General features: G+C 68.4%; 9 protein-coding genes and 1 pseudogene. 2 read left to right on the plus strand and 8 right to left on the minus strand.

The features are described from left to right. Window positions 1–25 precede the first annotated feature (25 nt). On the plus strand, window positions 26–949 hold the full coding sequence (locus ACFVH2_RS19175; protein WP_378427277.1) for an HNH endonuclease: 924 nt from the start codon (window positions 26–28) through the stop codon (window positions 947–949). 276 nt (window positions 950–1,225) lie between these two features. On the opposite strand, the pseudogene ACFVH2_RS19180 reads toward ACFVH2_RS19175, so the two are convergent. Both ACFVH2_RS19180 and ACFVH2_RS19185 read right to left on the minus strand, forming a co-directional pair. Next, a pseudogene (locus ACFVH2_RS19180) lies at window positions 1,226–1,399 on the minus strand (HNH endonuclease); the annotation flags it as partial. Window positions 1,400–1,961: 562 nt separating this feature from the next. Beyond that, a complete protein-coding gene (locus ACFVH2_RS19185) occupies window positions 1,962–3,842 on the minus strand; it encodes a DNA/RNA helicase domain-containing protein (protein WP_378427253.1) in 1,881 nt (626 codons plus the stop codon). A gap of 916 nt (window positions 3,843–4,758) precedes the next feature. Between ACFVH2_RS19185 and ACFVH2_RS19190 the strand changes: the two genes are divergently transcribed. Next, on the plus strand, window positions 4,759–5,505 hold the full coding sequence (locus ACFVH2_RS19190) for a hypothetical protein (protein ID WP_378427251.1): 747 nt from the start codon (window positions 4,759–4,761) through the stop codon (window positions 5,503–5,505). Between the two features lie 33 nt (window positions 5,506–5,538). On the opposite strand, the gene ACFVH2_RS19195 is transcribed toward ACFVH2_RS19190, so the two are convergent. From ACFVH2_RS19195 to ACFVH2_RS19220, 6 genes are all read right to left on the minus strand, one after another. After that, window positions 5,539–6,078, minus strand: a complete 540-nt coding sequence (locus ACFVH2_RS19195; RefSeq protein ID WP_378427249.1) for an RNA polymerase sigma factor — start codon at window positions 6,076–6,078, stop codon at window positions 5,539–5,541. A 106-nt stretch (window positions 6,079–6,184) separates the two neighbouring features. Then, window positions 6,185–6,595, minus strand: a complete 411-nt coding sequence (locus tag ACFVH2_RS19200) for a hypothetical protein (protein ID WP_378427247.1) — start codon at window positions 6,593–6,595, stop codon at window positions 6,185–6,187. A 96-nt stretch (window positions 6,596–6,691) separates the two neighbouring features. Further along, window positions 6,692–7,507, minus strand: coding sequence for a C39 family peptidase (locus ACFVH2_RS19205; protein WP_378427245.1), 816 nt, complete (start codon window positions 7,505–7,507; stop codon window positions 6,692–6,694). Window positions 7,508–7,531: 24 nt separating this feature from the next. Continuing rightward, window positions 7,532–8,620, minus strand: coding sequence for an FG-GAP repeat domain-containing protein (locus ACFVH2_RS19210; RefSeq protein ID WP_378427244.1), 1,089 nt, complete (start codon window positions 8,618–8,620; stop codon window positions 7,532–7,534). A gap of 162 nt (window positions 8,621–8,782) precedes the next feature. Further along, entirely contained in the window at window positions 8,783–10,696 is a 1,914-nt protein-coding gene (locus ACFVH2_RS19215) for an Hsp70 family protein (RefSeq protein WP_378427242.1), read from the minus strand. 153 nt (window positions 10,697–10,849) lie between these two features. Next, window positions 10,850–11,176, minus strand: coding sequence for a hypothetical protein (locus tag ACFVH2_RS19220; protein WP_378427240.1), 327 nt, complete (start codon window positions 11,174–11,176; stop codon window positions 10,850–10,852). Between the last annotated feature and the right edge of the window lie 65 nt (window positions 11,177–11,241).

Consider the following 11,241-nt stretch of genomic DNA (forward strand, 5'->3'; position numbering starts at 1 on the left):
AGCGTGAGGAGTGCGAGTGGCGGCGATGTCGAACGGCAGTGGGGCAGACGATTTCGACACCCGACTGCGGCGCGAAGCAATGGCTTGGCTGACCGTGCGTACAAACGACGGAATCGACTCCATCAACAGGCAGGAGCTGCTGGATTTCACCATCGACGCTGGCATGTTCCGACTGATGGATCCGACGCGCGGAATCCGCAAGCCGCGTCAGCTGACATCCGCACTGTCGATCAGCACGACGTACCGCCCTGCCGGCGCGGAGCGTCCCTACGAAGACGAGGTCGGTGCGGACGGCTTCCTGCGCTACAAGTGGTCCGGCACGGACCCCGACCACATGGACAACCGCGGCTTGCGCGCCGCGATGGAACAGGGAGTGCCGCTGATCTGGTTCTACGGGGTCGGGCCCAGCCGATTTCAGCCGATCTTTCCCGTGTACATCGTTGCCGAGGAACCCGACAAGCATCAGTTCGTAGTCGCGACGGACGTGGCGCGTGACCTGCACCGTCCCGACTCCCCGGCCGAATCGCAGCTCCGACGCTACGTGATCGCGGAGACGAAGCGCCGGCTGCACCAACCCGTTTTCCGGGCAACCGTCATGCGCGCATACGGGACCCGGTGCGCAGTCTGCGCTTTGGCTCACGGAGAGCTCCTCGACGCTGCGCACATAGTTGCGGACTCGGAAGAGGCCGGGATCGCGTCGGTGACCAACGGTCTGGCGATGTGCAAGATCCACCATGCCGCCTACGACGCACACATCCTCGGTGTCACTCCGGATCTTGTGGTCGAGATCAGGGCGGACATGCTCGAGGAGATCGACGGGCCGATGCTCGAGTACGGGCTCAAGGAGCGGCACGGGCAGAAGCTGATGACGGTGCCGAAAGCACGAGCGGAGCGTCCCGATCCGGGCCTGCTCGAGATCAGCTACAAGAAGTTCCAGGCGGTGGGGTAGCCGAGTACGGCGTTGGCCATACCTCTTGCCATCGACTGCTTCCATGACCGTCGTCGCGATGGCCCTATGTCCACTCACAGGACTGTCGGTGACGCGTGAGTGCATCGAGGTCTGGGTGACTGCTTGGATCGTGCGGTAGTTGGAGTCCCTTCCCGTGCAATAGTTTGTATTCGCTGTCCAAGAGCCAGGGGCGAGTAGGACAGTCAGTGCGCCGGAGACGGTTAGGTGCCTGAGGTCGAACAGTGTGTGGATATCGGACCGCGGGAGCAGCCCGTTGGTGACGTGGTTGGTGTGGTCGCCGTAGTAACGGTCGATGTGCGCGGCTTCGAGAACCGATGTGACCGTCGATCCGGTGACGGCGCACAGCCCGCCGTAGGCTTCGATCAGGCGGTTCCGGAATCGTGCCTGACCTCGCCGCAACGTGATCTGGCGTTCGGCACGTTCCCGCATGTCGACACCGGGCGTGTACGACACTGGAACGTCGACGAAGGCGACGTCCGTCTGTTCGCCGAACTGCGCACGCAAGAACACCTCGGCATTCGGCTCGACAATCTCGTTCGCTGGAGACTGCGCCGCATACTTCTTGCCTCCGGCTGTTCGGAGCTCTTCCCATGCCGCGAGGTGGGGAACATCTTCGCTGACTACTTCGATCTCGAAGCGATGCGTGTAATGACCGAGGTGGTTGTCCACCCAGCGAGCAGGCCGGGAATGGGGGCCGATCGGGTACAGCGATGATGTCGCCCGCACCCACGACACAAAACCGGTCTTCGAGAGCCAGAAATAGATGTCGTCGCCGGGTTCGATTCTGGTGAAGAATCCGGGCCCCCGAACGTCCCATAGTCTGTCGTCTCGCGCGAAGTCCCAATGTTGTGGGGTGTCTTCGCCAATCTTGACAATCCAACTTGTCAACGCCCATGCGCCTATCCGGTATCGCACCGGGTGGAGGCGTGTCCTGTCGCGGAAGCCTGTCGGGCTGTGCTCGTTTGGTGTGTTGGTCGGTCCCGCTAATCGATCAGCGGGATTCGTCGATCAATGCGCGGAGCACATCCCTTGTCTGCTTGTCCGTCGAGTAGATGAGGGTGCCGACCATGCCTCGGGTCAACAGGACCTTGTAGACGTTGCGGACCAGCTTGTCGAAGCGGGCGTCGCTGATCTTCTTCGAGTTCTTGAAGTCGGGATCTCGGTTGGCGCCGCGGACCGTGGTGAAGCGGCCGTCGCGCCACACCAAGTCGGGGCCGAGGATGACGCCATTCCAGTCGTACTCGAAGCCCTGCGCGGTGTAGACACAGCCGACCTGGTCGAAGCCGCCGTCCTCGGTGGCCCATAGCGGTGCCGGGGGAGCATCGCCGATACGCCTGTCGCTCTTGCTGTTCCACGGACGTGCCCAGTCGTCGATAACGACGTCGGGGACGAGCGTGCCGTCTTTGCGGGCATCGCTCCACGGCCAGCAGTAGCCGGCGGTGATGCGCGCGCCGTAGCCGCGGTCGATCTGTTGGCTCAGTACGTGTTCGAGTTCCTGCGGGGTGTCGGCGACGCGGACGTCGAACTGAGGATCGCCCTTCCACGGCACCGGTCCGCCTTCTTCGAGGCCGAGGAGGCGCTTGACCCAGAGCACGTACTCTTCGCTGCCTCCGCACCGGAACTGTTCGCCGAGATGCACGTGCTGGACGTCGAGTCCGAGGGACTGGGCGTGCTGCTGGAGCTGCTCGAGCGAGCCCATCTCGCCGGGGCGCACGATTTGATGTTCGTCGAGCAGGAACACCGGCACGCGCGCGGCGGCGATCAGCTCGTCGATCTGCGGCCGGTCGGTGCGGAGCTCGGCCTTGGTGTAGCGGTCGACGGAGGTCTCGCGGATGCGATGGGCCTCGTCCAGCACCAGGACGTCGAGACCGTTGCGTTCCGCCGTCATGAATTGGTTGAAGTACTTGAACATCTTCTGCACCCGCGGCGCTCGGTAACCGGCGACCTTGCGGAGCGTCTGCGTGAAGGAGCGGGAGCCGGTGGCGTGCAGCACGGTTCGGCCTCTGCGGGCGAGCTCGCCGACGAGGGACAGGGCGATGACGCTCTTGCCGCTGCCCGGGCCTCCGGTGACGACCACGATCCGCTTGCTGTCGGAAGATCGTGCCTGCTCGACCGAATGCAAGACGAGGTCGACTGCCAGCTGCTGGTTCCCGAGCAGGTGGAACTGGGGACGGTCCCGGACCTCCGCCGCGGCAACTTTGAGCAGCTGCTGGGACGGCGCAACCGCGGACCGCATCAGGGTGTCCCCGGCCGCGTGGCCGGCGGAGTCGCAGGACAGCCGCGCCTGAAGGAACGCGAACATGTCCGCACGGTCGGCGCCCGTGAACAGCCGACCGGTGACACTGGTCGGGAAGCCACGAAGGTCGGACACCATGGATGGATCCGTGGCGTTGTGCAGGTATGCCATGCCTGCCAGCGCATCCGGTTGATTCTCGATCGCTCTCGCGAAGTCAGCGAGGTAGTCGCAGTACCCCTTGACCTGGGCAACGGGGTGCAGCTTCGGTCCGCCGGGCATGCCGGGAACCTCGACGAGCTCTTGGCTGCCCTCGAAACGGTAGGCCGATGACCACTGTTTGAGCTCGACCACCACGTACGACGGGGCGCCGGTGTTGGGGTGGACCCCGGCGAGCACCACGTCGGCACGCTGAGACGTCAACGGCAGGTGGTATTCGATGAGCATCTCGACGTCGCCGAGGCCCGCATCGACGAGATCTCGAGCGAAGACGGGGAGGCTCCGGCCCCACGACTTCTGCTCAGCTTCGCTCGGTCGGCGTCCGGTAGTGAACAGCATCTGCTCCAGAAGTTGCTCGACCAGCGAATCAGAGTGAGCGATGCCGGCGACGCGTTTCGCCGACGTACGAAGCAAGGTCACAGTGGGGTCCCCCGGGCAGCACGAATCCAGTCGTGCGGGTGGGGGCATGTCCGTGGCTGTGAATCACAGCGGAAGTCCGTCGGGCCGCGTTCAGCAGAGTATCGGAGACGGCCGACAGTCCATCGTCACGGTCACTTCGTGGCGAGCAGTTCTAGGACGTCGAAACGCTGACGATCCGTGCCTGGGCCCGGATCACGGTCTCGGCCCCCGGAACGTTGACCGACCGTGCGGCCAGCGAGCGACGCGCCAGCGCTTCGGGAAGCGCAGCCGAGAACTTCAGGCCCTGGAGAGCCTTCTTGTCGATGGCGGGCGTCGGGCGGTCCCGGCCGTCGCTTCGGAGGGCGGCCAGTCCGTTTCGAATGTCTTCGACCTACAGATCGCTGTGCAGGCGGATGGATTCCGCTCCGATGCGCTGCCGGGCGGGGATGAGGCCCTGAGCCCGGGCAGCGAGAGTCCGGTTGGCCTTCGCGCCAGCCCATGTCCACCAGCGCCAGTCGTCACAATAGTCCGACCAATTTCCTTGGCGGCCTCTGAATCGGTGATTGCTGAACTCACGCGTATCGGGCTCAAGCAGGCAGGCGACACGCCGTTGTCGTCAGCCCAACGGATGACGGTGGGGCGTGTGCTTCACATGACGGGTAACTCGGCCCTGAGGCACAATTTCCGGATGCGAGTGACCGTTCGCCCCGCGGCGAGGTCCCGCAACTCCGTCCGCATGCGGCCACGTTGGATGCCCTGCGCCGTGACACCCAGCTCCTCCAACGGCACGACGGTCAGGTCTTGCGGTACGAGGCAGGGAACGTGCGGTTGACACACTGCAATCGTCCAGTCCTAGACACATGCCCATTACTTCAGAGTCGCAGCAGCGCGTGAGTGCCTGCCAACGGCATCCCATGGGGCGGTTAGAGTTCGCATCGTGACGTCCTCGGTGAATCTCGCCTCCGTGACCCGTTCCGCCGTGCTGCAGGCCATCTCCGAGTTCGACAACCTGGGCCAGTCGGAGTTCCTGCGGCGGAGAGGATTCGCCGAGGCACGCAACTTCCGCCTGGTATACGAGGGCCGCTTCTACGACTCGAAGGCGATCGTCGGTGTCGCCCACGGGTATGCCACCGGCCGGTTCGTCGACAGCTCAGAGTTCTCGGGAGGGCTTGCGACCGTGGCTGACTGCCTCCGCGGCTTTGGGTTCGTCGTCGACCACGGCGGCAAACATGCACGGGGCGGACTGCTGTGGGATCTGGAGAACACCAAGGTGTTCACCCGTGGGAGCAAGAGTGCGGCATACAAGTTCGTGGTACTACGGTGGGCGGTCGATGGCCCCGACTCGCAGTGTGGCCCGGTTCCGCTGTCCAAGGTCCGCGCCGAACTCGCCGACTTGCTCGCGCCGTTCGCGGTCGCCGACTCCGCACCGAATCCTGCCGATCCGTGGGTGGCCTTGCGGCACAGCGGATGGTGGACGCTGGAACTACCGGACGGAGTCGACGGCGGTGCGCTCAACCATCAGCAACTCCGCACCCTCGCGACGGGGGAGGACCTCGCGGCCGGCCTGAACGATGCCGTGCGCGCGCAACTTCGCGATCTCGATTGGCGCGACGAGGCCATCGCCGTGCTCACCCGCCGCATCGCTGAACTGTCGCATGGAGTCGGCCCGGCGCCGCAGGCATGAGGTGACCGGCTCGCCCGCTCCGCCCGGCGATCGTCAGTGCACTTGAGCCAGCGACTGCGCCAACTGCTTGCGCGCCCGATGGATTCGCGTCTTCACGGTGGCGACGCTGACCTGCTGGTGCTCGGCGATGTCGGCGTAGGGCAGGTCGGCGTACTCGGCGAGGACGATGGCGACTCGGAAGTCCTCGGGGAGTTGACGGAGTGCGTGCTGGACGGCGTCGGAGGTCACGACCTGCTCGTCGAAACCGCTGCCGTGGTCGGTGAGGTCGATGCCGGGGGAGTCGTCGTCGGTGTCGTCGAGGCTGGTGGTGAGCTTGCGGCGGCGGACCACCTTGAGGGCGGCGTTCGTCGCGATGCGGTGCAGCCACGTGTTGAAGCGGGCCTCGCCGCGGAACCGGTGCAGGTTCTGCCACGCCGCGGTCAACGCGTCCTGCAGCGCGTCCTCGGCGTCGTGGGCGTTGCCGGTGATCTGCAGGCACACATGCCAGGCGTTGGTGCGGTACCGCCCCACGAGCTCGGCGAACGCGTGCTGGTCACCCCCACGGCACGCGGCCAACAGTTCCGCGTCGTCCATCGACTTCCCCCACGCTCCTTGCGTTTTCACCCAACCCCCACACGGCCGTGGGGGATGCTACCCCCAGCCCGCGCACGGCACGTCACCGTGGGGTCCGGGGCGCCGGTCACAGCAGGTCGTCGCCAGGAAAGGGGTCGACGGCGTCGTGGTGGAGGTCCGGCCCGGGGTCGTGCACCCCGACGTCCGTGGCGCCTCCGAGGTCGCCGAGTCCCGGGTCGGCGTCGTCGTCGAGTCGCAGGGGCTCGTCGTGGTCGACCGGGTGGTCCGCGGTGTGGTCGCCGGGCAGCAGGTGCTCGTCGGCCGATAACTCGTCGTCGACGAGGACGATGTCGTCGTCGGGAACGATGTCGTCGTCGGGAACGATCGGATCGTCGTCCATCTCGGGCACGAGATCCGCGTCGACCGCCGGCGTGTCCGGGTCGAGCGCGACCGACAGGGCCCGCTCCCACACGTCTGCGGGCAGCGGCGGCAGCGCGCCCGCCCCCGACTCCGCGAAGAGCGACTCGTCATCGTTCATCGGTCACCTCGTCGACTCCCTCGTATCCGTCACCGCCGACGCCGCGCGTCGGCACCACCGTCACCATTGTGCGTCCTCCGCTCCCGAATCCCGCGATCACAGCGCGATGATCGCCGACCGACGCTCACCCGGCGTCTCCGCCGGGGCGAGCAGCGCGTCGTCGGGGGCGTCGGTCACGACCATCTGGAAGCCCGAGTCGGCCCAGGCCGCCTCGAACTGTTCGATCGGGACCTCGAGCTGATTGCCGTACGGCACACCGGGATCCGACAGGATCACCACCCCGCGGGCGTCGTCGATACCGGCGACGACCAGGACGTGATCGGGGGAGTCGTCCTCGTCGGCCTCGTCCTCCGGTGTCCAGATCTCCCCGGAGTCGACCATCGCGATCACCCCGTACCCGGCGTCGAGTCGGCCGCGCAGGTCGTCGAGGGAACCGTCGGTGCGGGTGCACGGCACCCCCTGATCCTCGAGCAACGCCGCCACGGCGGGCAGGGTCATCCCCGCGCTCGGGTCGTCCATCAGCCCGAGCTCGACGGCGCGGTCCACCAGCTGCTGCGGGTCGGTGATCGTCGCCCCGGTGTACTGGGCGACGACCTGCGCCACCACCGACGGCCCGCAGTACCCGTCGAACTGCTGGTAGAACCAGTCCAGCGTCCATGCGACCGGGTTGCCGTGCACCGCACCGTCGTCGGTGAGGTCGGGACCCTCGTCGACGGACGCCGCCACGTCACCGGCGGCGCCCACCGACACCCCGTCCACCCCGTCCACCTCGTCCGGCTCCGCCGCGATCGCGGGCTGCGGGTCGGCGGGCGGGATCGGCTCCGGCGCGGCCTCGTCCACCGCGGGCGCCTCCGCGACGGCCACGTCGGCACCGGACCACGCGTCGCCCGCGCCGTCGTCGAAGTCGTCCATCGTCGATCCTTCCGGGGAGGTCGGTCAGGCCAGGTCGGCGGGCAGCTCGTCGACGACCGGCGGCTCGTAGGTGTCGGCGCCGGCCTGGGTGTGGTAGCTGTCGTCGGCGGGGATCAGCGATTCGTAGGTGCTGATGTCGCCGAGCGATCCGACCCCGTTCTCGCCGGAGGTGAGGTACGACTCCTGGCTGCCGTCGTTGTCGTTGTCGGAGGTGACCAGGTCGAACTTGCCGTCGCCGTCGGTGTCGATGAGGGTCGCGTTGACGACGCCGTCGCCGTCGGTGTCGACGGCCACGGTGTCGAAGCGGCCGTCGCCGTTGCTGTCGACCAGGTGCACGTCCGGTCGGCCGTCGCCGTCGGTGTCGAACTGGCTGGCGGTGATTCGGGCGCCGTCGATCTCGTCCTGACGGACCGGCTGACCGGTGGCCGGGGCGTGGTAGGTCACCAGGTCGACGTCGCCGTCGTCGTCCGTGTCCTCGGCGATCCGGACGGTGCCGTCGGCGCGGACAGCGGTGGCCGTCTCGTAGGTGCCGTTGTGATCGGTGTCCTGCTCGACGAGGGTGACGTTGCCCTCGTCGTCGACGTGGGCGATGGTGTCGACGCCGTCGACGCGGGCGTGGATGACGTCGACGTTGCCGTCCCGGTCGACGTCGCGGGGGGAGTAGTAGTCGACGTTGCCCTCCAGGCCGGTCGGGGTCGATGCCGGCTGGGTGGTGGCGGCGGCAGGTTCGGAGACGGGCTCCGCGACTGCGTCAGGGGTGGCGGTGCCGTAGGACGCGGTCGCGGGGTCGCCGACCACATCGGATCCCGCGGGCGCGTCGGCGCCGACGCTGTTGAGGTCCTCGACGGTGGCGGTCGGTTCGGTCACGGTGGTCTCCTCGGGTGCGGTGTCTGCGGTGTCAGCGGATTCGGTGTCGGTGGACGCGGTGTTCGTGGTGGACGACGGCGTGGAGGTGGGGGCGGCGCCCATGATCTCGTCGATCTCCGCGCTGACGGCGTCCTCGATCGCGTCCAGCTTCTCGTCGGGGCTCAGGTTCGGATCGGCCGCGATGTCGGTGAGCTCGGCCTCGTACTCGGCGAGGTCGGCGTCGGTGTATGCGTCGGGGTTGCTCATCGTGTCGTCCTCGCTCGCTCTCGTGTGCGTTGTCGAGAGTTGGATGCGGTGGGACACCGGAAAGGTTCCCGACGGTTTCGAGGAATCCTCGCGGCCCCGGCCGACACGCGAAAGGGGCTGCCGAACACGGTGGTTCGGCAGCCCCTCGTCATGCGTCCGCGATCAGTTCATGAGCCCCGAGCGGGCCAGGAAGGTCTTGGCGCCGTCGAGGCCCTGGGCGCCGCCGTACGACGCCATCACGCCGGTCGACGAGTTGGCGTACCAGATCTTGAAGGTGTTGTTGTAGCCCGGGCCGTCGATGTGCGCGGCCGCCACCCTGCCGGTGTCCTCGACCGTCTCGTTGGTGGCGACGGCGGAGTTGTTCTGGAATCCCTGCCGGATCCCGAGCACCCGCTTCTTCGCGTCCTTGACGTCGACCGAGACGATGATCGACTGGTAGTCGCCGGTGGTGATGCCCGCGGTCAACGCGCTGCCCTTGCGGATCACGCACTGCAACTGCAGGCCACCGTTCTCGGTCTCCCCGGACGTCTTGCAGTTCTCCACCTCGGTGCGCAGCGCCGCCGGCAGTCCGGCGATCACCGCCTCCTTCGACGCAGGCGCGGTCGCGCCGCCCGCACCGTCACCGCCGGAACCCGCGGCCGCACCGGAATCCGCGGCGGCACCGGACGATCCGCCCGCGACCAGCGCCGGGGCCGGCTCGGCCGGGGCGTCCTCGCCGCCGAGCGCGTACACGCCGACCCCGACACCGACGGCCACCACCGCGACGGCCGCGGCGACCAGCGCCCACGTCTTCCCGCGACCCGCGGTGCCCGACCCGCCCGCCGGCACCTCGGGGGGAAGGGCCGAAAACTGTTGCGTGGGCGGATCGTACGACTGGGTCGCCGGCGTCGACTGCGGTGGTACGGGCGGGGCGTACGGCTGAGGGGCGGGCGCGGGGGTCACCGGCGCGGCACCGGGCGGCGGACCGCCGAGACCGCGGACGATCGGCGCGGCGGCCGCGATCGCGCCCTGCGCCACGACGGTCTTCGGGTCGTCGAGGGTCGCGATCGGGCCGAGCTCGGCGAGCCGATCGTGCACGATCGGGATCCGCGAGGAGCCGCCGGTCAGGTACAGCGCCTCGAGCTGGCTCGGGTCGGTGACCCGGGCGTCGGCCAGGGTCGCCCGGGTGAGGTGGACCGCCCTGTCCAGGGCTGGGGCGATCAGTTCCTCGAACTCCTCGCGGGTGATCTGGAACCGTTCGCTGCCGCTGCCGCGGCCGTCGCCGCCGGTGACGGTGATCGTCGCGGACGGGGCCTCCGACAGCAGCTCCTTGGCGCGGCGGATGGAGTCGTCGAGGGCGTACCGGACGTCCATCGGCGCCTCACGACGCAGGTAGTCGAGCAGGTCCGGGTCGCGGGCCTCGAGCTGCTGGTCCACCCAGCGACGGACGAACGCGTCGAAGTTCTTGCCGCCGAGCCCGTTGTCGCCGCGGGCGGCGACGACGTCGAAGGTGCCCGCGTCGTTGGCCTCGAGCACGGCGATGTCGAGGGTGCCGCCGCCGAAGTCGAACACCGCTATCTTCGTTCCCGGGGCGAGGGTGTTCGCGCGCGAGTAGTAGTGCGCGGCGGCGCGCGGTTCGGACACCGTGCGGATCTTCGACGCGTCGAGCCCGAGCCGCCCCGCGGCGTCGAGGAGCACCTGGATCTCCCGCGGCGACCACGCCTCCGGGTGGGTGAGCACCAGCTCCGACGGCGCGGACCCGCCGTGCGCGCCGACCGCACGGGCCATCACCGACTCGAGCACCGCCGCGACCGGCACCGACGCCGGCAGGTCGTACCCGTTGACGTTCACCACGCCCTGCGCGACCACACGCTTCGGGGAGGGCATGAACGCGGCGGGGTTGGACTCGGCCCGGTCGGCGGCGACGTCCCCGACCGCGATGCGGTCCGGCGACTCGACGAACACCGACGACGACATCGTGGTGCGGTTGTGGCTCAGCTGCAGAGCTTCCACGGACCCGGACACCGGGCCGGTGTGCGCGGCCGCGGTGTTGGAGGTACCGAAGTCGATACCGAGCACCCATTCTCGGGCGGACATCAGCGGATTCCCTTCTCGTCGCCGGCTGCCCGGGCGCACTGGTTCATCGGTTCGGTCCTTCCTGTGTCCGCAGCGGAGCTGGGACGTTCGTGTCGTCTCCCAGTTGGATCGCGGGCACCGGCGAAAGGTTCCCGGTGGTGTCGACGACCCTGGTCAGCCCCGGCCGGCGGGCCGCACGGTGACCTGGTTCGGCTGGTATCCGGCGGCCGTCGCGGCGTCGCGCAACCCGCCGACCTGACCACGGGTCCAGTCCGCGGGATGCGTCAACACCAGCGCGTCCGGTCCGGCGATGATCCCGGCCAGCTGCGCCGACGCGACGGCGGCGGCCGAGGTGGCGGCGGGCACGACCAGCTCCGGCCGCGACCGGGCGTCCGGCTCGCCCAGCGAAAGCCGCTGCGCGAGACCCGTTCCGGTGTCGAGCAGGCCCGCGGACACCGACCCGTCCGCGAAGTCGATCGTCAACACCAGCGTCCCGCCCATCGTGCCCCCTGCGCCTCGTCGCCGTCCCACGGTCGGGACGGCCGGGCGGCATCATTGCACGACGC

The organism is Rhodococcus sp. NPDC127527, assembly GCF_042672245.1.
In the GTDB taxonomy this organism is placed as follows: domain Bacteria; phylum Actinomycetota; class Actinomycetes; order Mycobacteriales; family Mycobacteriaceae; genus Rhodococcus_G.

Excerpts from the sequence above, each read along its gene's own strand:
- ACFVH2_RS19175 (WP_378427277.1), top strand. The coding sequence starts at position 26 with ATGTCGAACGGCAGTGGGGCAGACGATTTCGACACCCGACTGCGGCGC.
- ACFVH2_RS19195 (WP_378427249.1), bottom strand. The coding sequence starts at position 6,078 with ATGGACGACGCGGAACTGTTGGCCGCGTGCCGTGGGGGTGACCAGCAC.
- ACFVH2_RS19200 (WP_378427247.1), bottom strand. The coding sequence starts at position 6,595 with ATGAACGATGACGAGTCGCTCTTCGCGGAGTCGGGGGCGGGCGCGCTG.
- ACFVH2_RS19205 (WP_378427245.1), bottom strand. The coding sequence starts at position 7,507 with ATGGACGACTTCGACGACGGCGCGGGCGACGCGTGGTCCGGTGCCGAC.
- ACFVH2_RS19210 (WP_378427244.1), bottom strand. The coding sequence starts at position 8,620 with ATGAGCAACCCCGACGCATACACCGACGCCGACCTCGCCGAGTACGAG.
- ACFVH2_RS19215 (WP_378427242.1), bottom strand. The coding sequence starts at position 10,696 with ATGTCCGCCCGAGAATGGGTGCTCGGTATCGACTTCGGTACCTCCAAC.
- ACFVH2_RS19220 (WP_378427240.1), bottom strand. The coding sequence starts at position 11,176 with ATGGGCGGGACGCTGGTGTTGACGATCGACTTCGCGGACGGGTCGGTG.